General features: G+C 68.6%; 16 protein-coding genes. 8 read left to right on the top strand and 8 right to left on the bottom strand.

The window, feature by feature from the left end; genetic code table 11:
• Positions 1-16 precede the first annotated feature (16 nt).
• Genes ACTHN1_RS12115 through smeD form a run of 3 tightly spaced genes read right to left on the bottom strand, consistent with a single transcriptional unit; the run spans position 17 to position 5,795 of the window.
• A complete protein-coding gene (locus ACTHN1_RS12115; RefSeq protein WP_440471192.1) occupies positions 17-1,423 on the bottom strand; it encodes an efflux transporter outer membrane subunit in 1,407 nt (468 codons plus the stop codon).
• Entirely contained in the window at positions 1,416-4,598 is a 3,183-nt protein-coding gene (gene smeE, locus ACTHN1_RS12110; RefSeq protein ID WP_440471191.1) for a multidrug efflux RND transporter permease subunit SmeE, read from the bottom strand. The genes ACTHN1_RS12115 and smeE overlap by 8 nt, the downstream gene beginning before the upstream one ends.
• A gap of 12 nt (positions 4,599-4,610) precedes the next feature.
• Positions 4,611-5,795, bottom strand: coding sequence for a multidrug efflux RND transporter periplasmic adaptor subunit SmeD (gene smeD / locus ACTHN1_RS12105; protein WP_440471190.1), 1,185 nt, complete (start codon positions 5,793-5,795; stop codon positions 4,611-4,613).
• 224 nt (positions 5,796-6,019) lie between these two features.
• Here smeD and ACTHN1_RS12100 point away from each other — a divergent pair, with 224 nt between their 5' ends.
• Both ACTHN1_RS12100 and ACTHN1_RS12095 read left to right on the top strand, forming a co-directional pair.
• Positions 6,020-6,688: a TetR family transcriptional regulator gene (locus tag ACTHN1_RS12100; RefSeq protein ID WP_440471189.1), complete on the top strand. Its 669-nt coding sequence runs from the start codon at positions 6,020-6,022 to the stop codon at positions 6,686-6,688.
• A gap of 76 nt (positions 6,689-6,764) precedes the next feature.
• Entirely contained in the window at positions 6,765-7,559 is a 795-nt protein-coding gene (locus ACTHN1_RS12095) for a transporter (protein WP_440471188.1), read from the top strand.
• A gap of 82 nt (positions 7,560-7,641) precedes the next feature.
• On the opposite strand, the gene ACTHN1_RS12090 is transcribed toward ACTHN1_RS12095, so the two are convergent.
• From ACTHN1_RS12090 to ACTHN1_RS12080, 3 genes are all read right to left on the bottom strand, one after another.
• Positions 7,642-8,997, bottom strand: coding sequence for a Gfo/Idh/MocA family protein (locus tag ACTHN1_RS12090; protein WP_440471187.1), 1,356 nt, complete (start codon positions 8,995-8,997; stop codon positions 7,642-7,644).
• A 51-nt stretch (positions 8,998-9,048) separates the two neighbouring features.
• The gene (locus ACTHN1_RS12085) at positions 9,049-12,027 is read right to left on the bottom strand and encodes a TonB-dependent receptor plug domain-containing protein (protein ID WP_440471186.1); all 2,979 of its coding nucleotides are present in this window, start codon (positions 12,025-12,027) and stop codon (positions 9,049-9,051) included.
• A gap of 137 nt (positions 12,028-12,164) precedes the next feature.
• The gene (locus tag ACTHN1_RS12080; RefSeq protein ID WP_440471239.1) at positions 12,165-15,470 is read right to left on the bottom strand and encodes a TIM-barrel domain-containing protein; all 3,306 of its coding nucleotides are present in this window, start codon (positions 15,468-15,470) and stop codon (positions 12,165-12,167) included.
• Between the two features lie 380 nt (positions 15,471-15,850).
• Here ACTHN1_RS12080 and ACTHN1_RS12075 point away from each other — a divergent pair, with 380 nt between their 5' ends.
• From ACTHN1_RS12075 to ACTHN1_RS12050, 6 genes are all read left to right on the top strand, one after another.
• Positions 15,851-17,014: an SIS domain-containing protein gene (locus tag ACTHN1_RS12075; RefSeq protein WP_440471185.1), complete on the top strand. Its 1,164-nt coding sequence runs from the start codon at positions 15,851-15,853 to the stop codon at positions 17,012-17,014.
• A gap of 15 nt (positions 17,015-17,029) precedes the next feature.
• Positions 17,030-17,953 carry an ROK family protein gene (locus ACTHN1_RS12070; RefSeq protein ID WP_440471184.1) on the top strand — a complete coding sequence of 308 codons (924 nt, stop codon included), beginning with the start codon at positions 17,030-17,032 and terminating at the stop codon, positions 17,951-17,953.
• Positions 17,954-17,976: 23 nt separating this feature from the next.
• Positions 17,977-19,311: a D-tagatose-bisphosphate aldolase, class II, non-catalytic subunit gene (locus tag ACTHN1_RS12065; RefSeq protein WP_440471183.1), complete on the top strand. Its 1,335-nt coding sequence runs from the start codon at positions 17,977-17,979 to the stop codon at positions 19,309-19,311.
• 37 nt (positions 19,312-19,348) lie between these two features.
• Positions 19,349-20,125, top strand: a complete 777-nt coding sequence (locus ACTHN1_RS12060) for a DeoR family transcriptional regulator (RefSeq protein ID WP_440471182.1) — start codon at positions 19,349-19,351, stop codon at positions 20,123-20,125.
• Complete coding sequence (locus ACTHN1_RS12055; protein ID WP_440471181.1) at positions 20,122-21,234, top strand: N-acetylglucosamine-6-phosphate deacetylase; 1,113 nt, start codon at positions 20,122-20,124, stop codon at positions 21,232-21,234. The genes ACTHN1_RS12060 and ACTHN1_RS12055 overlap by 4 nt, the downstream gene beginning before the upstream one ends.
• Before the next feature lie 85 nt (positions 21,235-21,319).
• Positions 21,320-23,149, top strand: coding sequence for an MFS transporter (locus ACTHN1_RS12050; RefSeq protein WP_440471180.1), 1,830 nt, complete (start codon positions 21,320-21,322; stop codon positions 23,147-23,149).
• A gap of 42 nt (positions 23,150-23,191) precedes the next feature.
• Here the strand turns inward: ACTHN1_RS12050 and ACTHN1_RS12045 are convergent, their stop codons facing one another.
• Complete coding sequence (locus tag ACTHN1_RS12045) at positions 23,192-23,332, bottom strand: hypothetical protein (protein WP_440471179.1); 141 nt, start codon at positions 23,330-23,332, stop codon at positions 23,192-23,194.
• A 100-nt stretch (positions 23,333-23,432) separates the two neighbouring features.
• Positions 23,433-23,930, bottom strand: coding sequence for a SecDF P1 head subdomain-containing protein (locus tag ACTHN1_RS12040; RefSeq protein WP_440471178.1), 498 nt, complete (start codon positions 23,928-23,930; stop codon positions 23,433-23,435).
• Between the last annotated feature and the right edge of the window lie 142 nt (positions 23,931-24,072).

The following is a 24,072-nucleotide window of genomic DNA, read 5'->3' as shown; positions in this document are numbered from 1 at the left end:
CGGGCGGCAACCGCGATCAGCTGTCCTCGCGCCAGCCGCCGCCCAGTACTTTGTACAGCGCGACCTGGTTGGCCTGCTGCGCCAGCCGGGTGGACACCAGCGACTGGCGGGCGCCGTAGGCGGCGCGGCGCGCGTCCAGCAGGGTGAGGAAGCTGTCCAGGCCGGCGTCATAGCGCGCCTGCGACAGGCGCTCGGCCTGTTCGGTGGCGGCCACCAGCGCGCGTTGCGAAGCCAGTTGTCCGTCCAGGCTGTCGTTGAGGGCGAGCGCGTCGGCGACTTCGCGGAAACCCGACTGGATCGCCTTTTCGTACTGCGCCAGGGCGATGTCCTGATCGGCGGTGGCCATGCCCAGGTTCGCGCGCAGCCGGCCGCCCTGGAAGATCGGCAGGGTGATCCGCGGAACGAAACTCCAGGCGCGGGTACCGCCGTCGAACAACCCGGAGAGCTCCGGCGACGCCGAGCCCACGGCGCCCGTCAGCTGGATCGACGGGAAGAACGCCGCGCGCGCGGCGCCGACATTGGCGTTGGCCGACAGCAGCAGGTGCTCGGCCGCCATCACGTCCGGACGCCGCAGCAGCACGTCACCCGGCAGGCCGGCCGGCAGCGGCCGCAGCGCGGCGATGTCGGCGAGATTGTCCCGCGGCAGCAGGGCTTCATCGACCGGACCGCCAGCCAGCAGCGCCAGCGCGTTGCGGTCCTGCGCGACCTGGCCGGTGAAGCGGGCCACGTCGGTGCGCGCGGTTTCGACCAGCGTCCTGGCCTGGCTCACGTCGAGCGCGGACGAACCACCGCGCTGGTGGCGCGCCTCGATCAGGCGCAGCGAATCCTCGTGCGCCGCCAGGGTGGCCTGCGCGATCCGCAACTGCTCCCGATCCGCGCCCAGCGTCAGCCAGGCGTTGGCGACCTCGGCCACCAGCGACAGCTGCGCGCCGCGCCGGTTCTCGGTTTCGGCGAAGTACTTCTGCAACGCCGCCTCGCCCAGGTTGCGCACGCGGCCGAACAGATCCAGCTCGAACTCGGCCACGCCCAGATTCGCGCTGTACTGCTCGCTGACCGGCGCATCGCCGCCGGTACGGGTCATCTGTCCCTGCACGTTGAAGGACGGCACGCGGTCGGCCCGCTGGATGCGGTACTGCGCGCGGGCGCGCACCACGTTCAAGGCCGCCACGCGCAGATCGCGGTTGTTGTCCAGCGACTGGGTGATCACAGCCTGCAAGCGCGGATCGGGGAAGAACGCGCGCCAGCCGATGTCGGCGACATCGGTCACGACGCGCGCTTGGCCGGTGCCGCCAGTAGACTGTGTCGTCGGCCATTGCGACGGAATCGAAGGCGCCACTTCGTTGCCGCGCGGCGCCAGCGTCGCGCATCCCGACAGCGCCAGGGCCATCGCCAGCGCCAGGCCGGCGCTCGATTGCTTATGCATGGGTTTCTCCCTGGTCTCCGGCGAGTTCGCCGTTGCCGGCGCTCTTCGCCTCTCCTGCGCGCCTGTCGCGACCGAAGACGCGCTGCACCACCACGAAGAACAGCGGCACGAAGAACACGCCCAGCACGGTGCCGACGATCATGCCGCCGAGCACGCCGGTGCCGATGGCCCGCTGCGCGCCGGAGCCGGCGCCGGAGGCGATCGCCAGCGGCAGCACGCCCAGGCCGAACGCCAGCGAGGTCATGACGATCGGGCGCAGGCGGTCGCGGACCGCGTTCATGGTCGCCTCGATGAGGCCCGCGCCTCGTTCCAGGTTCTCCTTGGCGAACTCCACGATCAGGATCGCGTTCTTGCTGGTCAGGCCCACCGTGGTCAGCATCGCCACCTGGAAATAGACGTCGCGCTCCATGCCGCGGAAGGTGTTGGCCAGCACCGCGCCGAGAATGCCCAGCGGCGCGACCAGCAGCACCGCGGTCGGCACGCTCCAGCTTTCGTACATCGCGGCCAGGCAGAGGAACACGATCATCAGCGACAGCGTGTACAGCAGCGGCGTCTGCGCGCCGGCCTGGCGCTCCTGGTACGACAGCGCGGTCCACTCGATGCCGAAGCCCGGAGGCAACTGCGCGGCCAGGCGCTCGACCTCGGCCATCGCGTCGCCGGAGGCCACTCCGGGCGCGGGCTCGCCCTGGATCTCCATCGCCGACACGCCGTTGTAGCGCTCCAGGCGCGGCGAACCATAGTCCCAGTGCTTGGAGGCGAAGGCGCTGAACGGCACCATCCGGCCCTCGGCGTTCTTCACCGACCACAGATCGAAGTCCTCCGGCACCATCCGGAACGGCTGGTCCGCCTGCACGAACACGCGCTTGACCCGGCCGCGATCGACGAAGTCGTCGATGTACTGGCTGCCCCACGCGGTCGCCAGGGTGCTGTTGATCTGATCGATCGACAGGCCCTGCGCGCTGGCCTTGGCCACATCGATGTCGATGCGGAACTGCGGCGTGTCCTCCTGCCCGTTGGGGCGCACGTTGGCGAGCTTCCCGCTTTCGGCCGCCATGCCCAGCAGCTGGTCGCGCGCGGCCAGCAGGGCCTCGTGGCCCTGTCCGCCGTTGTCCTTCAGGAAGAAGGTGTAGCCCGAGGCGGTGCCCAGTTCCGGAATCGCCGGCGGCGGGAACGCGAAGATGAAGGCGTCCTTGATCGCGCCCAGCGCGGCCATCGCGCGGCCGGTGACCGGCATGACCCCATCGTTGGCGTCACGCTCGGCCCAGTCCTTCAGCTTGACGAAGGCCATGCCCGCGTTCTGGCCCATGCCGGCGAAACTGAAGCCCTGCACCGAGAACACCGATTCCACCGCGCCCTTCTCGTTCTCCAGGAAGTGGTTTTCCAGCGCCCGGATCGATTCCAGGGTGCGTTCCTGGGTCGCGCCGACCGGCGCCTGCACCAGCGCCATCAGCACGCCCTGGTCCTCGTTGGGCAGGAACGCGCTGGGCAGGCGCACGAACAGCACGCCCATCAGCACGAACATGCCCAGTACGATGCCCATGAAGCGCCACGGACGGGCGAGGATGCCGCGCACGCCGCGCTGGTAGCTTTCGCTGGAACGGTCGAAGCCACGATTGAAGGCGTTGAAGAAACGTCCGGCCGGGCCGCGATGGGCGACATGGTGCTCGCCCTTCTTCAAGGGCTTGAGCAGGGTCGCGCACAGCGCCGGGGTCAGCACGATGGCGACCAGCACCGACAGCGCCATCGCCGACACGATCGTGGCCGAGAACTGGCGGTAGATCACGCCGGTGGATCCGCTCATGAACGCCATCGGCACGAACACCGCCGACAGCACGAGGCCGATGCCGACCAGCGCGCCGGTGATCTGGCCCATCGATTTGCGGGTGGCCTCCAGCGGCGACAGTCCTTCCTCGGACATGATCCGCTCCACGTTCTCCACCACCACGATGGCGTCGTCCACCAGCAGGCCGATCGCCAGCACCATCGCGAACATCGTCAGCATGTTCACCGAGAAGCCCAGCGCGGCCAGCACGCCGAAGGTGCCCAGCAGCACGACCGGCACCGCGATCGTCGGGATCAGGGTGGCGCGGAAGTTCTGCAGGAACAGGTACATGACCACGAACACCAGCACGATCGCTTCGAGCAGGGTCTTCACCACGCCCTTGATCGACACCCGCACGAACGGGGTGGTGTCGTACGGCGTCTCGGCCTTCAGGCCGGCGGGGAAGAACGGCTTGAGTTCGTCCAGGGTTTTCTGCACGCCGGCCGCGGTGTCCAGCGCGTTGGCGCCGGTGGCCAGGGTGATGGCCAGGCCGCTGGCCGGCTGGCCGTTGTAGCGGGTGATGAAGTCATAGGACTCGGCGCCCAGTTCGACCCGGGCCACGTCGCTCAGGCGCAGTTCGGATCCGTCCTGCGCGCTGCGCACGACGATGTCGCGGAACTGTTCCGGCGTCTGCAGGCGCGACTGCGCGTTGATGGTGGCGTTGAGCTGCTGGCCCTTCACCGCCGGCGCGCCGCCGAGCTGGCCGATCGCGACCTGCGCGTTCTGCGCCTGGATCGCGGCCACCACTTCCGGCACCGACAGGTGGTAGGTGTGCAGCTTGTTCGGATCCAGCCAGATGCGCATGGCGTACTTGCCGCCGAACACCTGGATGTTGCCGACACCGGGCACGCGGCTGAGCTGGTCGACGACATTCGAGCCGACATAGTCGGAGATGTCGTTCTCGTCCATGCTGCCGTCCTCGGACACGAACGCGAGCACGTTGAGGAAGCCCGAGCTCGACTTGGCCACGTTGATGCCCTGCCGCTGCACTTCCTGCGGCAGCAGCGGCATCGCCAACTGCAGCTTGTTCTGCACCTGCACCTGCGCGATATCGGGATTGGTCCCGCTCTCGAAGGTCAGGGTGATGGTGGCCATGCCGTTGGAGGAACTGTTGGACGAGAAGTAGATCAGCCCGTCCAGGCCCTTCATGTTCTGCTCGATGATCTGGGTCACCGAATCCTCGACCACCTTGGCGGAGGCGCCTGGATAGGTTGCGCTGATTTCCACCGCCGGCGGCGCGACGTCGGGGTACATCGAGATCGGCAGCTTGAACAGGGCCAGGCCGCCGGCGAGCATGATGATGATGGCGATGACCCACGCGAAGATGGGTCGGTCGATGAAGAAGCGTGCCATGGGATTCTCCGCTTACCGCGCGCCGTGGGCGGCGGGCGGAACGGCGGTCGTGGCCGTCCGCGCCGGCCTGGCGCCGAGCTCGGTGGCCTGCACGGGCATGCCGGGACCGATCTTCTGCAGGCCTTCTACGATGACCCTGTCGCCAGCCTTGAGGCCGTCCTCGACCAGCCACTTGTCGCCCAGCGCGCGGCTGACCTTGACCGCGCGCACTTCCACGGTGCCGTCCTTGCCGACCACCATCGCGGTGGTGTTGCCCTTGGGATCGCGGGCGATGCCCTGCATCGGCACCAGCAGCGCGTTGCCGCGCACGCCGCCGCCGATGACGGCGCGCACGTACATGCCGGGCATCAGCACGCCGTCCGGATTGGCGACCTTCACCCGCAGGCCGAAGCTGCCGGTGCCGGGGTCCACGCTGACTTCGGAGAATTCCAGCGTGCCCTTGTGCGCGAAGGTGCTGCCGTCCTCGAGCAGGATGCTCACCGGCAGTTGCTGGTTGTCCTGCAGGCGGCCGGCGGCCAGTTCGCGACGCAGTTGCAGCAGTTCGGCGGACGACTGGCTCAGGTCGACGTAGATCGGATCCAGCTGCTGCACCGTCGCCAGCGCTTCGGCCTGCCCGGCGTTGACCAGCGCGCCCTGGGTGACCGTGGACTTGCCGATGCGGCCGCTGATCGGCGCGGTGATCCGCGCATGACCGAGGGTCACGTTGGCCGCGTCCAGCGAAGCGCGCGCCGCGCCGACATCTGCTTCGGCCTGCTTCTGCGCGGCGACCGCGTTCTCCAGATCCTGCTGGCTGACCGCATCGATCTTTGCCAACTCGCCGATGCGACGGGCGCTCAGGCGCGCGGCGTGGGCGGTGGCCTCGGCGCGTGCGAGCTGGGCCCGGGCGGTGTTGGCCTGGGCGCGATAGCTGGCGTCATCGAGCTGGTACAGCGGTTGTCCCGCCTTGACCTCGCCGCCTTCGGTGAACAGTCGGCGGGCAACGATGCCGTTGACCTGCGGACGCACTTCGGCGACCAGGAAGGCGTGGGTGCGGCCGGGCAGTTCGCGGGTCAGGCCGACCTGTTCGGTCTTCAGTGTCGTGACGGTGACCTGGCCGGGGCCTGCCTGCGGGGCTTCCGGGCCGCCGCCGCCGCAGGCGGACACGGTGAGGGCGATCGCCAGGGACAGCGCGACGAGGGGGACGTGGATTCGGGACATGGCGGTGGGGTCGGGGAGAGGAATTCGGGACTGTCGATGGCCCCGGATGCCGCCAATTGGCGGCATTTTCGAAGCAAAAGACGGCAAATACGGACCTGGCGCGGGTGTGCGAGGACGCGCCGCGCCGGGTCGGGATCAACAGGGCGCGAAATATACATGCATGAATGTTTGTTTGCAAACCGGTACAATTCAGCCCGGTTTCACCCAGCGAATACGCAAGGCAGATGGCCAGAAAAACCAAAGAAGAGGCGCAGGCCACACGCGAGGGCATCCTCGACGCGGCCCAGGCCTGTTTCCATGAACACGGCGTCGCCGGCACCACCCTGGCGATGATCGGGTCACGCGCCGGCTACACCCGCGGCGCGGTCTACTGGCACTTCAAGAACAAGACCGAAGTACTCGAGGCGCTGATCAACCGGGACCGCATTCCCTTCATCCAGCGCCTGCGCCGCACCTCGTCCACCAAGCGCAGCACGCCGGTGATCGACCTGCGCTCGGCGCTGCTGGTGTCGTTCCAGGAACTGGCCGACGACGAACGCCTGCGCAACATGATGGAGATCATGCTGCGCAACGATCTGTCGGCCGAAAGCCAGGCGATGCAGGAACTCCAGCGCGACAGCACCCGCGAGGAGCTGGACATCATCGCCCTGGCTTTCCAGCGCGCGCGGGACCTGGGCCAATTGCGCGACAACGTCGACGTGGCGACCGCATCGCGGATCCTGCACGCCAGCCTGTCCGGCGTGCTGTACAGCGCCATGCTGGAACCGGAACTGTTCGATCTGATGCGCGATGGCGCCGAAGTCATCGACATCGTTTTCGCCGCCTACGTCCAACCAGGGACGTTCATTCCCGGCGCTCCCGCATCACCGCTGCCCGACGGCGACGACGAATGACGCACGCCCGCGCGCGGCATTGATTCCCGCCACCGGCCCCGGTTCAATGCCGGGAACGGGATCGAGGGAGAGAAGGATGCGTGGTCCGCTTTTCGCCGCCGCATGGCTGGCCTCGGCGTCCGCGCTTGCCGCGGAACCGCGCGATCTGTGTCCCGACCGTCCGGGCCTGGGCACCCCGGCCTGCACGGTGGAGCGCGGCGCGACGGTGCTGGAAATTGGCCTGGCCGACTGGACCGGCGACGATGCGCACGGCCTGCGCACGGAGCAGTTCCTGTTCGGCGATGCGCTGCTGCGCTTCGGCCTGACCGACACGCTGGAAGCGCAGGTGGGCTGGACCGCCTACGGCCGCGTGCGCGAGCGCGACACGGTTTCCGCGACGACCACGCGCGCATCGCGCTTCGGCGATGTGAGCCTCGCCCTGCGCCGCAACCTGCGCCGTCCCGACGGCGGCGGCTTCTCGCTGGCGCTGATGCCCTACGTGAGCCTGCCCACCGGCCGCGCGCCGGTCGGTGCGGACGATTGGAGCGCGGGCATCAACCTGCCCATGAGCATCGAGCTGGGCGCCGTGTCGCTGGGCCTGACCCCGAACATCGAAGCGGCCGTCGACAGCGACGGCGATGGCCGGCACCTGGCCTACGGTTCGGTGGCGGGGCTGGGATTCGATGTGTCCGATACGGTGTCGGGCTCGTTCGAGGTTTCGCTGTCGCGCGATCGCGATCCCGCGGGCCACGGCACGCAGGCGCTGGCCGGCCTTTCGTTCGGCTGGCAGCCGGACGAAGACGCCCAATGGGACGCGGGCGTCAACGCCGGACTCGATGACGACAGTCCGGATCTGCAGATCTACCTGGGCTACGCGCGACGCTTCCGCTGATTCGCGCGGTTCGCAGCGCCGGGCCGGCCCGACTCCGTGGAGAGAGGATGGGCGGGAGCCGGGCGAACCCGGCGCTGCAAGATCAATACCGGGCGTCGAACGCGAAGATGGGCTTGCGCGATTTCCACAGGCCCTGGGTGAAATCCGGGAACTCCAGGGTCTTGAAGCCCTCGGCGATGGACTGTTCCGACAACGGCGTGATCGCGCTCCACGCCAGCGCGTCGTAGATGTCGATCGGCATCGGTGCCTCGGCCTTCACCGCCTCGACGAAGGCGTGGATGACGAAGTAGTCCATGCCGCCGTGGCCGGCGCCTTCCGCATCCTGCGCGTACTTGCGCCACAGCGGGTGATCGAACTCGTCCTGGTAGGCCTGGAACGGTTCCCACTTGTGCCCCGGGCTGCGGCCCTCGATGTGGATGGACTGGTTGAGATCCATCCACAGACCCTTGGTGCCCTGCACCCGGAAACCGAGCGAGTACGGGCGCGGCAGCGAAGTGTCGTGCTGCAGGATGATGGTCTCGCCGTTCTCGCAGGCCAGGGTGGTGGTGACCACGTCGCCCAGCTTGAACTTGACCTGCGTGCTGGGATGCGTGGTGCCGCCGCTCTTGGCCACGGTGTATTCGTGCAGGCCGCGCGCCTTGCTGGCGAAGCTGTTGATGTGGGTGAAGCGGTTGCCGCGGTTGATGCCGGTGTACATGGCGCACGGGCCGATGCCGTGGCTGGGATACAGTTCGCCGTTGCGGCGGACCGAATGCTCGGTGCGCCAGCGCGCCTCCGACCAGCCCTTGGGACCGAACTCCACGCCGCTGCCGTAGGGTTCGGCGGGGTTGCCGGAGTTGAATTTCACCGCGCGCAGATCGTGCTGGTAACCGCCCTGCAAGTGCACCAGCTCGCCGAACAGGCCCGCCCGCACCATCTGCAACGCCGCCATCACGTCGCGGCGGTAGCACACGTTTTCCAGCAGCATGTAGGGCGTGCCGGTGCGCTGCTGCGTGGCCAGCACGTCCCAGTGATCCTGCAGAGTGACGCCGGCCACCACTTCGCAGCCGACCGGCACCTTGGCCTCCATCGCCGCGATCGCCATCGGCGCGTGCCATTCCCACGGCGTGGCGATGATCACGCCGTCCAGGCCGCGCTGCTGCAACAGGCGGCGATAGGACTGGACGTCGCCGTCCTGGCCATACGCCTTCGGCGCGGGCTTGCCGGCCTTGGCCGCCATGTCCAGCGCCTGCTTGAGCATGATCGGCTCGATGTCGCACAGCGCCGCGACCTCGACGTCGTCACGTCGCAGCAGTTCCTTCAACAGGACCTGCCCGCGCATGCCGGTGCCGATCATGCCCAGCCGTATCCGTCGCTTGCTGGCCCAGGCCGGCGTGGCCGGCAGCAGGGTGGCCGCGCCCAGCGCGGCCCCGGCGAGGATGAACTCTCTACGTTTCATTGAAGCGGAACTCCTTGTGACATGGCGTCGGCGGACCGGCGCGTTTGTTCGTCAGAACTTGTAGCCTACGGTAAAGCTGTAGCTGCGACCGAAAATGCTGGCGTAGTCGCTGGAATCACCCAGGAAGCTGTTCGGATCGTAGAACGGCATCCGGTTGAACAGGTTCTTGATGGTGAAGCCGGCATGCCAGTGATCATCCGGCCGCCAGGACAGGCCCAGGTTGGCGGTCCACCAGGCCGGCACGCCGTTGCAGTTGTCCGGCGCCACCGGCAGCGAGCCGGCGGTGCAGGTCTCCGGCGAGTTGTCCTGCGCGTCGACGCGATCCCACGCCCACTTGGTCTTGCCGACATAGTTGACGAAGAAGCTGGTGGTCACCTCGCCGTACGTCCAGTCGGCGTTGAGCGTGGCGCGCAGGCGCGGGTTGCTGTAGTAGCCGACCGTGTTGCCGTAGTACCAGCGGTTCTCGTCGTCCAGGTAGGCCTCGTTGCGGCGCGCGATGGTCGCGGCCAGGCCGACGTTCAGTTCGCCCCACTGGCCCAGCGGGAAATGGCCCCGCGCATCGACGTCGAAGCCGTCGATCAGGGTGCGGCCCTGGTTCTTGTACTGGCCGACCACGCTGGACACGTTGCCCACGGAATAGGTCGGCAGGGTGCCCGGGCAGGTCACGCCGCTGGCCGGATCCGCGCACATCGCCGCCACCGCCGCTTCGGCGGCGCGGTCGCTGTCGGTGATCGGATTGCGGGTCATCGAGACGATGTCCGTTTCCTTGCTGTAGTCCGGCGCGGCGATCTGGTTGCGGCGATAGATGAACCAGTAGTCGGCCGACACCGACAGCCAGTCGAACGGCTCCAGCACCACGCCGAGGGTGGCGATCTTGGCCTTTTCCGGCTGCAGCTTCGGATTGGGCTGGGTCATCCGCGCCACGGTGCGGCTGCAATCGGTGTTGAGCAGCGTCCTGCCCAGGTCCACATCGCCCGGGCGATTCGATTGCAGCAGCAGGTTGGCGATGGCGTTGGTTTCACCGCAGCGGACATCGTCGCGGAAACCGCCGAGCTGGGCGAACACGCCGCCGGTGCCGGCCTCGGCCAGGCTCGGCGCGCGGAAGCCTTCTGAGTAGGTGCCGCGCAGCATCACGGTCGGCAGCGCCTGGTACTTCAGGCCGATCTTCGGGGCGACGTTGGCGTCGAAGTTGGGGTACTTGTCCACGCGCAGCGCGGCGTCCAGTTCCAGCTTCTCGGTGAGCGGGGCGACGACTTCGGCGAACAGCGCGCTGGTGGTGCGCCTGCCGTCGAACCACGAACCGCCCTGCTGGGTGATCTTGCCGTTGGCCGCGTCGGTGTTGCCCGGCGTGTAGAAGGTCTCGCGGCTGACGTTGAAGCCGAATGCCGCGCGCACTTCGCCGGCCGGCAGGTTGAACAGCGGGCCTTCGACCTTGCCGTCCAGGGTATGCAGGCGCGTCCACGACTGGATGTCGAAGGTCGGGTAGGCCTCGCGCAACAGCTTGGCGTTGGCTTCGCTGATTTCACCGAACCGGTAGGCGGGATTGTCGGAGATGATCACCCGGCCGGTGCCCGGATCGACGGTGAACGGACCGAACGCCCGGGCGAAGCCGTCCAGGTTGACGTTGACGGTCTGGTAGGTGACCGAATGGGTGCCGGCGGTGGCGAACGCGGTTTCCCAGTTCCAGTCGCCGAAACTGCCGCGCAGGCCGGCCAGGCCGCGATAGCTCTTGTCGGTGTTGCGCTGGCCGAAGTGGCTCTTGCCCACGTCCTGCATCAGGTATTGCAGGCCGACCACGCCGCCCATCAGCGCGCGCAGTTCCGGACTGGCGTGGTTGTAGACGTTGTTCGGTCCCAGGTAGGGATAGAAGAACTGGTTGACGGTGGTGCCGGTGTTGCGCGCGAACCAGCTGGTCGGGTTGCCGGTGGTGGTGCCGAAGGCGCGCGGCGTGCCGCCGTTGGCGCGCAGGTCGATGTCGGTGTAGGTCGCCTCGGCGAAAGCCTCGGTGGTGTCGCCGATCAGGAAATGCGCGTTGACGTAGGCGGTGATGCGCTCGGACTTGGCGCCCGCGTCGATTTCGTTGTTCATCCAGGTCTGCCAGATGCAACGCGGACCGGCGGCTTCGACGACCACGTTCCGGCAACCCGGAGCGGCTTCCTGCACGCGCCGGCCGGTGACCGGATCGAACGCGAAATAGCTGCCCGGGTTGAGCGTGCCCGGCGCGCTGCCGGTGCCCAGGCGGAAATTGTTGATGTAGTTCGGGTTGTTGACGTAGAACTGGCCCGGCTTCTTGTCGTACCAGTCGCTCAGCGGAATCGGATCGCGGCGATACAGGTTCAGCGAGGCGTAGACGTTGTAGCGATCCTCGTCGAGGTTGCCGAAGCCGCCGGTGATGCTGGCCTGGTGCTCGCCGTAGCTGGCGATGCGCGAGGAGCTGTCGGTGGTCAGGTTGACCTCGAGGCCCTGGTAGGACTTCTTGGTGATGACATTGATCACGCCGGCGATCGCGTCGGTGCCGTACACGGCCGAGGCGCCGTCGGTCAGCACCTCCATGCGCTCGATCGCCGCGGCGGGAATCGCATCGATGTTGACGAACTGGGTCTGGAAGCCCGCCGGCGCGCCGTAGTACGACAGGCGACGGCCATTGAGCAGCACCAGCGTGCCCTGCGCGCCCATGCCGCGCAGGTTGGCCTGCGAGGCGCCGTCCGAACCGGTGAACAGCGACTTGAAGTCCTGCTGCGCCGGACGCGCGGCCGGCAGGTTGTCCAGCACCTGCAACAGGGTGCGCGCGCCCATGTTCTCGATGTCCTGGCGGCTGATGATCTGCACCGGCGAGGCGGTTTCCACATCGGTGCGCTTGATGTTGGAACCGGTGACCTCGATGCGGGCCAGTTCGGTGGCCTTGCCGTCCTCCTTCGGCGCATCGGCGGTCTGCGCCGAGACCGGCGCGGCCATGGCGAGCGCCGTGCCCAGGGCGAGGGCCAGGGGTGTGACGGATATACAGCGTTGGCGGCGGCTTGCGGACGACATCGGGTTCTCTCCTCGTTTCGGGGGTGCAGCGCGCGGCGCTGCTGTGGTGGAAGGGCTTGCGTGGGCAACAGCGGTCCCAGGCCACGGCCGGCGGGCCGCAGTCAAAGGCGGGGGGAGATGCGAACTTCGTGGAACGGTTACGGCGGGGAAATGGTGGCGGTATCGCCCTCCTGTCCCATCAGGACAGCGTTGGCCCAGTTGCCGCAGACCTGCGCCGGCCGCGCGCCCTGCGCGCCGAGGGTGCGCAGGCTAAGGCGGTGCAGGCCACGGATGTCGAGTTCGGGTTTGACCACGCCCGGCGCGCGCACCATCCCGCTGTCGTACAGCAGGCGGTCGTCGCCCCAGACCTGGAACTGCATGCCGCCGGCCTCGCGGCAGCGATCGTCGATGCCGAGGTCGGCGCGCAGCAGGCGCCAGCCGCCCGTCAGCTCGACGTCGATGCGACTGGCCGCGCCCACGCCCAGCCCGCGGCGGAAATGCAGGCCGTTCATGCGCATCTCGGCCTCGCCGCCGAACGCGCGGTCGCGCGCGACGTCGGCCGGCAGCGCCAGTTCGGACAGGTAGCGCTGCTGCGCGGGACGTTCCGGCGTCTGGTGTTCCAGCACGCGGAAAGTGGACAGGGTGATCGGTCCGACCTCGCGCGGCTGCAAGGCGTCGAACGCGCGCGCGGTACCGCCCTGCGCGGCGGTCACCATCGGGTCGTTGCCGCTCGCGCCGTCGCCGTCGGGGTTCTGCGTGCCCAGCACGCGGAAGCGCAGCAGGCGGCCGGCGCGCGGCGCGAAGCTGATCGTCTGCGTGCCCTGTTCCAGCTTCAGCCGGCCACGCGCGATCGGTTCGCCCCACTCGCCGTTGCTGTCGGCCAGGTAGATTTCGTAGTCGCGGATCTGGCCGTGCTTCCAGTGCTGATCGGTGCGCGGCGCCAGCTCGACGCCGTCGATCAGCCGGCGCTCGCCGAAGCCCAGCGTCCACTCGTGCGCGCCGGTGCGCACGGCCTGGTTGCGCACGGTGCGGAACCAGGTGGCCGGATCGTCGTCGAACGCGTTCTCCAGCGGATGGCCGGGTTCCTCGGCCGGGCGATTGACCACCAGCAGGCTGTCGGCCGGCAATGCGCGCCCCAGTTCCGGCGCGGCCGGGAAGGCGTCGTCGGCCGGCGCGGCGGCGACCGGAATGTCCAGGCGGAACGCCAGCGCGCTACGGATGTCGACCGGCGCGCTGCGCACGTGCACGGTGCCCTGGCGCTCCTTCGCATCGAAGTACCAGCCTTCGGCGCCCGCGTCGAAGGCGGCGCGATCGGCCAGCGCCGGCAGCGCGCGCCCGTCCAGTTCGACCGCGTTCGGCCTGGCGCGGCTCAGCACGCGCAGCGCGTAGCGGCGCTGCGGCAGCTGGCCGGCGTACTGGCCGCGCACCGGTTCGACGGCGACGCGCACTTCGCCGCTGCCCTGCGCCGGCGCCTGCATGCGGATGATCTGCTCGCTGGATTCGCCCTTGGCGTAGCGACGGGTGTTGCCGTCGTCCTCGTACAGCGTGTAGCTCGATTCGCCCTGCGGATACAGATCCAGGGTCAGCTCGTCCAGCGGCTTCTCGCCGTCGAAGAGCATGGCCGGATACATCGGCAGGATCGCGCCGGCGCGCACGAACACCGGCAACGTCGCCAGTTCGACCTGGCGATCGATTTGCCGGCCCTGCGCGTCGGCCTGCACCTGGCGGCCGTCCCAGTAATCGATCCAGCGGCCCTGCGGCAGGTGGATGTCGCGGCGCCAGCCGCGGCTGGCGGCCTGGCTGCGGTACACCGGCGCGACCAGCAGTTCGCGGCCGAGCAGGAACTGGTACTTGTGCGCCTCGGTCCATGCTTCCGGATCGGTGGGGTAATCCCACATCAGTCCGCGCACGATCGGCGCGCCGGTGGTTTCCGCGTCGCGCGCCAGTCCGTACATGTACGGGGTCAACCGCATCTTCAGCTTGAGGTAGTCGCGGTTGATGCTGCGATAGGGTTCGTCGAACCACCACGGATGCTTGCGCGCGCCGGACGACCAGCCGGACATGCCCATCAGCACCGGGGTGAAGCTCTTCCATTGCAGATCGCGGGTATAGGTCTCGGCGCTGCCGCCGAAGATCGCGTCGACGTCGCCGGTGGCGTAGGCCATGCCCGACAGGCCCGAACCGATCAGGGTCGGGATGTGCCAGCGGATGTAGTCCCAGCTGGCGCTCTGGTCGCCGGTCCAGGCCACCGCGTAGCGCTGGATGCCGGCCCAGCCCATCACCGTCCACAGGAACGGGCGCGAGTCGGAATTGTCGAGGATGCCGTTGTACGCGGACTGGTTGGCGTCCATCGCGAACTGGTAGCCCTTGCCGGTCCACGCCACGTCCAGCTTCTGCACGCGGCTGCCGGCCTTGCCGACTTCCCAGGCGATCTTGTCGACGCCGTTCTCGGTCCACAGGCCGGTCCTGAATCCGTAGCGCGCCAGGCCCTGCACGACCTTGGGCAGATCGGTGTAGCCGCAGCCGTAGCCGTCGTTGGGCAGGATCCAGCCGCCGGGCATGTCGTGTTCGCGGTACTTGCGCGCGACGCTGTCGATCACGTCCGGGGTGGTGCCGGTGGGGCCGTCGCTCCAGCCTTCGGGCACGGTGCCGGGCTTCTTCTTGTTGTCGCCGTCGTTGTAGCAGTCGGCGTCGCCGTAGGAGAGCGCCCAGCGCGGCAGCAGGCCGGGACGGCCGGTCAGCGCGGTGTAGCGGTCCAGCAGTTCGTGCAGGCCCGCGCCAACGAAGTAATAGGCGTCGAAGCGATCCTCGCGATGCAGCAGCGTCGCCTGGTCCGGCTGGCGCAGATCGTAATTGCCGTCGCTCCAGGTGTTGCGCAGCATGCCCCAGCCGCGCGAGCTCAGCAGCATCGGCGCGGGACTGGGGCGATCGCCTTCTTCCCAGCCGCCGGAATAGGCGATTTCCAGTTCGCGGCCCTTGAACTCGAAGCGGCCGTTCTGCTGTCCGCCGCCGTAGAAATGTTCGCCGGCCTCGCTGGACAGCACCTGCACGCTCTGCTGGGCGTCCAGATCCAGCGGCTGCAGCTCGCGCCACAGCGGCGTGACCTGGTCGCCGGCCACGCGTTCGAGCGACAGGCGCAACGGCTGGCGCTGGATGCGCAGCACCAGCGCGGCGGTGCGGATGCGCGCTTCCCGCGCGTCTTCCTCGAAACTGAAATCCACCTTGCCCGCCGGCTGCGGCAACACGATCGGCGCGGCCTTGTCGCCGGCCGGCGTCAGCTTGCCCTTGCGGCCGGCCTGCACGCGCACGGTGTCGGCGCGCAGCAGATCCACGCGCACCCGCGCGCCGCTGTCGGTGGTGATGTCCCAGCCGGGCATGCCGTCACGCGACGGCGCGGCCTGCAGCGTGCGCACGTTGCCCACGTTCTCGGCAAAGGCGGGGGCGCTCGCGGCGAACGCCAGCAGGGCGAGGGCGACGAACCGGTTGCAGCGATGCCAGACGCGGGTTTCCAACTTGCTCCCCAGGCCCGCCGGAGCGGGAGTACGAAACCATTGCGGCCGACTCTAGGGCAGCGTCTCGAAAAATGTCAACAAATTGCAAAGAAAAAAGAAGGATATTTTCTTGATATCGAAAGTTGCTGCGAAGCAATACTTTCAGAACCGGCTATTCATCTTCGCCACGCGCCCTTCAAGACGCTTAACAGGCAGGCATCGGGAATCCCTTCCGAGCGCCTGCGTGCTCGAAAGCTCGAAATTGCTGGCGCCGTCAAACTTTCCAATATCTTTCGATATTTGACATTTCGAAAGAAAACGCAGATCGTGCGCTGGCCCAACAGGAACGATGAATGGACGCTCCTCTGCTTTCCGACCTGTCCGCCTGGCAACGCCTGGGCGGGCAATACACCGCCGAAGAAATCGCCCAGCAACCCGCGCTGTGGAACGCGCTCGCCGATGCGCTGGACGCCACCCGCGACGCCATCGACGGCTTCCTTGGCGAATGGCTGCGCCAGCCCGGCCACCGGGTCATCCTCACCGGCGCCGGCAGTTCCGGCTTCATCGCCGAGATGGTGGCCGACCTGATCAACGCGCAGTGGCCCGCCGAAGTGCGCGCGCTGCACACCACCAGCCTGCTGACCCATCCGGATCTGTATCTGGAACGCGAGCGGCCGACCCTGCTTGTTTCGTTCGGACGCAGCGGTTCCAGCCCGGAGAGTGTCGCCGCGGTGGATCTGGTGCGCGAACGCGTCGCGCTGGCGCGGTTCATGGACATCACCTGCAACGCCGAAGGCGAACTGGCGCGTCGCGGCCATGGTCGCGACGACACCCTGACCCTGTTGATGCCGCCGGCCAGCTGCGATCGCGCCTTCGCGATGACCAGCAGCCTGACCTGCATGCAGCTGGCGGCGCTGGCGGTGTTCGATCGCGCGCCGTGGAGCGAGCGGCTGGACCGGCTGCGCACGGTCGCCGCGCTGGGCCAGCGGGCCCTGTCGGACTGGGAACAGGCGAGCACCTTCCTGGCCAACGGCAGCGGCGCGCGCGTGATCTACCTGGGCAGCGGCCCGCTGGAAGGCCTCGCGCGCGAGGCCGCGCTCAAGCTGCTGGAGCTGACCGCCGGACGCGTGCTCGCGCTGGCCAACACGCCGCTGGGTTTCCGCCACGGTCCCAAGTCCACGCTGGACGCCGGCACGCTGGTGGTCATGCTGCGCAGCGCGCAGCCGGTGGCGCGCCGCTACGAACAGGATCTGCTGGACGAGCTGCGCCGCGACGGCATCGCCGGCCGGGTGATCTCGGTCGGACCGCGCGTCGACGGCGATGCCGCGGCGCCGGGCGATTTCACCCTCGCGGTGCCCGCGCTGCCGGATCCCTGGCTGGCGCCGGTGTGGCTGACGCTCCCGCAGCGGTACGCCCTGCGCCGCTCGGCCGCGCTCGACCTGACCCCGGACAATCCCTTCCCCGACGGCACCGTCAACCGGGTCGTGCAGGGCGTGATCATCCATCGCCACGGCTGAAAGCGGGAACGCGCCATGCAGCTCGACTACGGCATCGACATCGGCGGCACCAAGATCGAACTGATCGCCTGCGACGCGTCGTTCGAGGTACGGCACCGCCAGCGCATCGACACGCCGCACGATTACGCGGACTTCGTCGACACGATCATCCGCCTGATCCGCGATACCGACGCGCTGCTCGGCCAGCCCGCCCGCGCGGTCGGCATCGGCCTGCCCGGCGTCGTCGATCGCGCCACCGGCCTGCAGCTCAGCGCCAACGTGCCGGCATTGACCGGACGCACGGTCGGCCGCGATCTGCGCGAACGGCTGGGACGGCCGCTGCATTTCGGCAACGACCTGCAATGCTTCGCCCTGTCCGAAGCGCACGGCGGCGCGGCCGACGGCCAGCCGAGCATGTTCGGCGCCATCCTCGGCACCGGCGCGGGCGGCGGCTACTGCGTCGAAGGCCGGCTGATCGATGGCTACAACGGCATCGCCGGTGAATGGGGCCACTGGAGCGTGGCCGCGCACCTGCTGGCGGAGCATGGCCTGCCGGTGGTCGACTGCGCCTGCGGCCTGCGCGGCTGCGTGGAGCGCTACGTGTCCGGCGGCGGGCTGGCGATGATCCATCGCCATCTCGGCGGCGAAGGCGTCGATGCCGCGACGATCATCGCGCGCGCGGCGCAGGGCGACGCGGCCGCCACGCGCGCGCTCGACGTGCATCGGGATCTGCTCGGCCACGCGCTGGCCAGCCTGATCCTGGCGGTGGATCCGCACGTCATCGTGCTCGGCGGCGGCCTGTCCAAGGACGAACGCCTGTACCGCGAGCTGCCGGCCGCGATCTCCGCCCACCTGTTCCGGGGGGTGCGGGTGCCGCCGATCCTGCCACCGGTGTTCGGCGATGCCGGTGGCGCGCGCGGCGCGGCGCTGCTGACGCGCCAGCATCGTCCGACTCCCTGATTCTTCCCTGCCCGGAGGCTTCCGTGTCCGCTGTCCAATCCCTGATTGCCGCGCATCGCCAAGGCGAGAACGTCGGCCTGTACAGCATCTGCTCCAGCAACGAGCAGGTCCTGCTGGCCTCGATGCAGGTGGCGCGGCGATACGACACGGTGCTGCTGATCGAGGCGACCTCCAACCAGGTCGATCAGTTCGGCGGCTACACCGGCATGAACCCCGTGCAGTTCCGCGCCTACGTGGAAGCGCTGGCGCGGCAACAGGATTTTCCCGCGGATCGCCTGATCCTGGGCGGCGATCACCTGGGTCCGAACGCCTGGCAGAAGCTGCCCGCCGAACAGGCGATGGCGCACGCGCGCGATCTCATCGCCGCCTACGTGGCCGCCGGCTTCCACAAGATCCACCTGGATTGCAGCATGTCCTGCGCCGGCGATCCGCATCCGCTGCCGGACGAAATCGTCGCCGCGCGCTCGGCGGAACTGGCGCGCGTGGCCGAACGCACCGCCGCCGAAGCCGGACTGCCGCCGCCGGTCTACGTGATCGGCACCGAAGTGCCGGTGCCGGGCGGCGAGGCTTCGCTGGAAGGCGGGCTCGCCGTCACCACGCCGGCCGCCGCCGCGCGCACGCTGGAGATCCATCGGCAGGCCTTCGCCGATCCGGATCTGGCGCCGGCCTGGGCGCGGGTGATCGCGATGGTGGTGCAGCCGGGCGTCGATTTCGATCACAGCCAGGTGCACGCCTACGATCCGGCCGCCGCGACCGCGTTGTCGGACTTCGTCGAGACCCAGCCGGGCATCGTGTTCGAGGCGCATTCCACCGACTACCAGACCGAGGCCGCGCTGCACGCGCTGGTGCGGGATCACTTCGCCATCCTCAAGGTCGGCCCGGCGGCCACGTTCGCGTACCGCGAGGCGCTGTTCGCGCTGGCCGCGATCGAGGACGAGCTGCTGCCGGAAGCCGAGCGCTCCCATCTGCCCGACGTGCTGGATCGCTGCATGGTGGAAAAGCCGAAGCACTGGCAGCACCACTACAGCGGCGACGCCGCCGAACTGCGCCTGCTGCGCCGCTATGCGCTCAGCGATCGTTGCCGCTACTACTGGGGCGAGCCGGAAGTGCGCGCGGCGGTGGATCGCCTGGTCGCCAACCTGCGCCGGCACGCGCCGCCGATGATCCTGCTCAGCCAGTTCCTGCCCGAACAGCAGCGCGCCATCGAAACCGGTCTGCTCGGCACCGATCCGCTGGCCCTGATCCAGCACCGGATCGCCCTGCGGCTGGGTGAATACGCCCGCGCCTGCGCCCGCAACCAGGCGGGTTCGCGGATCGGAAACGAAACTTCCGCAGCCAGCGCGCTTTCGGAACGGTAAGCTTCCGGTTCCGCTTACGCACATCCACAGGTCCGCCATGCGCAACACCCGCCAACGCCGGCAACAGATCCTCCAGCTGCTGGTCCAGCACGGCAACGTGCAGGTCGCGGATCTGGTGGATCGCTTCGAGGTGTCGTCGGTGACCATCCGCGCGGACCTGACCCACATCGAATCGCAGGGCCTGGCCACCCGCAACCACGGCGGCGCCACCCTGGTGCGCACGCCGCCGACCGAGCAGGACATCCACGAAAAGGACGCGCTCAACCTGCCGCTGAAGGAATCCATCGGCGCGCACGCCGCGCGCCTGGTCAAGCCCGGCGACAACATCATCATCGACTCCGGTTCGACCACGATGACCCTGGCGCGGCACCTGCGCCACCATCGCGACGTCACCGTGATGACCAACGGCCTGAACATCGCCTGGGAACTGGCCAACGCGCCCGGCGTGGAACTGCTGCTCACCGGCGGCCTGCTGCGCAAGCAGTCGCTGTCGCTGCACGGCAGCCAGGCCGAGGCCAGCCTCAACACCTACAGCTTCGACACCGTGTTCCTGGGTGTGGACGGACTGGATCTCCAGTTCGGCCTGACCACCCACCACGAGGCCGAAGCCAGCCTCAACCACCGCATGGTCGAGCGCGCGCGCCGCATCGTGGTGCTGACCGACGCCTCCAAGTTCGGACGGGTCAGCCTGCACCGGATCGCCCGCCTGGATCAGATCCACACCATCATCACCGACGACGGCATCAGCAGCGACTACCGCGAAGGACTGCAGCGGCTGGGCATCGAAGTGATCATCGCCGAGCCACCGCCATGACCGCGACACGCACGCTGCAGGGCCGCATCCTCACCGCCGACGGCTGGATGCGCGGAACCCTCGAGTTCGACCAGCGCGTGCGTGCGCTCCATCCCGGGGCGGATGCGGATGACGGCGGCGATGAAACGCTGATCCTGCCCGGCTTCATCGATCTGCACGTGCATGGCGGCGACGGCGTCGACATCATGCAGGGCGGCGACGCCGCCCGCACCGTCGCCCGCGCGCACGCGCGGCACGGCACCACCGCGATGCTGGGCACCACCATGACCGCGCACGAGGACGACATCGTGCGGGCGCTGGAAGGCCTCGCCCCGGCGATCGCCGAACGCGCGCCAGGCATGGCGCGGATGCTGGGCGTGCATCTGGAAGGCCCCTACATCAGCATCGAGCGCCTCGGCGCGCAGCCGCCGCTGGTGGTCGAGGCGACGCTCGAACAGGTCCGGCGCCTGCACGCGCTGGCGCCGATCCGGGTGCTGACGCTCGCGCCGGAAATCGGCGAACACCGGGCGCTGATTCCGCAACTCGCCGCGCTCGGCATCCGCGTGCAGCTGGGCCACAGCGCAGGCGGCTACGAGGACGGCGTGGCCGCGCTGGAAGCCGGCGCCGCCGGTTTCACCCATCTGTTCAACGGCATGACCGGCGTGGATCACTACCACCCCGGCATCGCCACCGCCGCGCTCGCGCACGCCGAGTACGCGGAACTGATTCCGGATCTGAAGCACGTGCATCCCGGCGCGATCCGCACCGCGCTGCGGGCGATTCCGCGCCTGTACTGCGTCACCGACGCCACCGCCGCCACCGGCATGCCCGACGGCGAATACGCGCTCGGTTCGCAGCGCGTGTTCAAGTGCCTGGGTTGCGTGCGCCTGGCCGCCGGCTCGCTGGCCGGCAGCGCGCTGACCATGGATCAGGCGCTGCGCAACCTGGTCTCGCTGGGACTGGACGTGGCCGACGCGTCCAACCGCCTTTCGCGTTATCCGGCCGACTATCTGGGCCTGTCCGATCGCGGCCGCGTGCAGGCCGGCGCGCATGCGGATCTGGTGGTGCTGGATGCGCGCCTGCAGGTGCGCCAGGTGTTCGTCGAAGGCGACGAGATTCCGCTGCCCTGATTTCCCTTCCGTTCTCCGCGCCGGCGCGCCCGCGTCCGGTGCTTCCCGCGCCCTGCGCGCACGCAACGACAGGACCGGTTTCCGCATGAACGACAGCTCCGCCACCCTGGCCACGCCCGCCCGTGACGCATCGCCGCGCTGGCAGGTGCGCTATCTGCTGTTCATCGCCGGCATGGGCGGCCTGCTCTACGGCATCGACATCGGCATCATCGCCGGCGCGCTGCCGTACCTGGAGGCCACCGCCACGGTCAGCTGGCACCTCACCAGCCAGCAGCTGGGCTTCGTGGTGGCGGCGGTGCTGCTCGGCAGCGTGCTGTCGTCGCTGTTCGCCGGGGCCATCGCGGATCTGATCGGGCGGCGCGGCGCGATGTTCCTCGCCGGCCTGCTGTTCACCCTCAGCATTCCGGTCATGGCGCTGGCGTCCGGCTACACGCCGCTGCTGCTGGGCCGCCTGCTGCAGGGCGTGAGCGGTGGCCTGATCGGCGTGGTGGTGCCGCTGTACCTGGCCGAAGTGCTGGCGCCGGAACGGCGTGGACGCGGGGCGGCGATGTTCCAGCTGCTGCTGACCATCGGGCTGGTGCTGGCGGCGGTGATCGGCCTGTACCACGCGCACGCGGTGGACGCCGCGGAAGCCTCGGTGCGCGGACTGGCCGCCGCCGAACAGCAGCGCGTGCTGTTCGCGGCCAGGGATCATGCGTGGCGGACCATCTTCTGGAGCTGCCTGCTGCCGGGCCTGGTGTTCACCGCCGGCGTGCTGTTGCTCAGCGAATCCCCGCGCTGGCTGGTCCGTCGCGGACACCTCGAACGCGCGCGCGACGCCTTGCGCCGGACCGTGCCCGCCGCCGAAGTGGAGACCACCCTGGCGCGGATGCAGGCGCCGGAGGCAACGCACGGCGCGCAGGCACGGGATCGCCTGCTCAGCCGCCGCTACGTCTGGCCGTTCCTGCTGGCCTGCGCGGTGCTCGCCTTCACCCAGGCCACCGGCATCAACTCGGTGCTCGCCTACGCGGTCAACATCCTCAACCAGGCCGGGCTGCCCGGCGCGGTCGCCAACGGCGCCGACGTCGCCATCAAGGTGCTCAACGCGGTGATGACGGTGGTCGCGCTGGTGCTGGTGGATCGCAAGGGCCGCAAGTTCCTGCTGATGCTGGGCAGCGGCGGCATCGCGGTGGCGCTGCTGGCGGCGGCCTTGCTGTTCGTCCGCGCCGAGCGCGGCGAGCGCGATGTTTCGCCGGTACTGCAATCGCAGGTCGCCGGCGACGCCCTGAAACTGGAGCTGGATGCCGCGCAGTGGCGGCGCTTCGGCGTCGACAACGCGGCCGATCCGCAACAGCTGACCATCGCCTACGCCTACGGTGGTTTCAGCAACGTGCGTTCGCTGCGCAGCGACGCCCCTGGCGTGCCCGAAATCATCCTTCTGCGCGACCAGACCGTGCGGGCGGACAGCGTCATCGGCGCGTTCTTCCGCCGCCTGCACCTGAATCCGTTCCCGGATCCCGCCGCGGCGATGCGGGCGCCGCTGGTGATCGAACGCGCCAGCCTCGGACCGGTGCCGTCGCCCACGCATGGCTGGGCGGTCGCCGCCTGCATCCTGGTGTTCGTGGCGTTCTTCGCCGTCGGTCCCGGCGTCTGCGTGTGGCTGGCATTGTCGGAACTGATGCCCACCCGCATCCGCTCCAACGGCATGAGCATCGCCCTGCTGATCAACCAGTTCGTCTCCACCACCATCGCGGCGATCTTCCTGCCCACCGTCGGCCACTACGGCTACGCCAGCATGTTCTTCTTCTGGGCCGGCTGCACGGTGCTGTATTTCCTGGTGGCGGCGTTCCTGCTGCCGGAGACCAAGGGCCGGACGCTGGAGCAGATCGAGGCGCATTTCCGGGGTGCGCGTGGTTCTGGCATCGAATCGCGCTAGCTGGATTGTGGACGAGCGGCAACTTCGCGCGCGCGGACATGACTACTTCTTGTTGCGAAACACGGCCACGACCTGCGCAATCGCCATCAACAACATGATCGCCCCTGACACACCGAGAATGATGATGTCTCCATGTTCAGGACTCATGTAAAAGAAGAGACCGCGTCCATCGGCGAACTTCATGTATTCCCTCAGCGTTACCAGTGCTCCGAACATGAGCACCAGGAACAACGCACACAGCCTCATTCCCATCTTCCTTTTCCACCATTCGCAGACGGCGTCCTCACTGCGAAGTGACCGGCGCCTTGCCGGTGATCTGTCGATACAGCTCGCGGGTTTCGGCTGGCCCACCGCCAGAGAACTGCATGCTATGGCCGAAGCTGCCCGCGACCGTCGCCACCGTGATCACACGACCATCCACCGTCAGCGCGACCCGGCGACCGATTCGCGATGTCGTCGCCTGCTGGATGCGTGGAGCGGCTTCATCGGTGAAGCGGGCCATCAGGACGGGCTGTCCGTTGGCGTCGACATCCAGCCGTAGCGCCTCGATATCCTCCGTCTGCACGAATGGTGGCTCGGCCAGCGCCAGCATCGCGCCGTTCCAGGGCAACCGGGTGGTTGCTGGATTCCGCGTGTCATCGGTTACTTCGCGCATCAACACGCGCACTCCTGGCAGCGGTGCCGCTCCATTGTCGGCGGGATCGGCGCCTCCTCCCAGCCGCGTGCAGGCAGCCAACAGCAGGCCGGCCAGCAACAGCATGACAACGCGTTTCAGCTTCACGGCTTTTCCTCCATGGATGACTGGTCGGCGCCAGCCCATGCACATGATGCATTGCCTGGACTTGGTTGCCCCCACACGCCGGGACTGACCGTACCCTGCGCCAGAGGTTCCCTCCGGTCCACAAACAAGAACGGAGGCAGGC

Origin of the sequence: Pseudoxanthomonas sp. (genome assembly GCF_051953815.1) — a bacterium.
GTDB lineage: Bacteria > Pseudomonadota > Gammaproteobacteria > Xanthomonadales > Xanthomonadaceae > Pseudoxanthomonas_A.
Note: the sequence above shows the minus strand (reverse complement) of the source record. Positions and strands in the feature narration are given on the sequence as shown.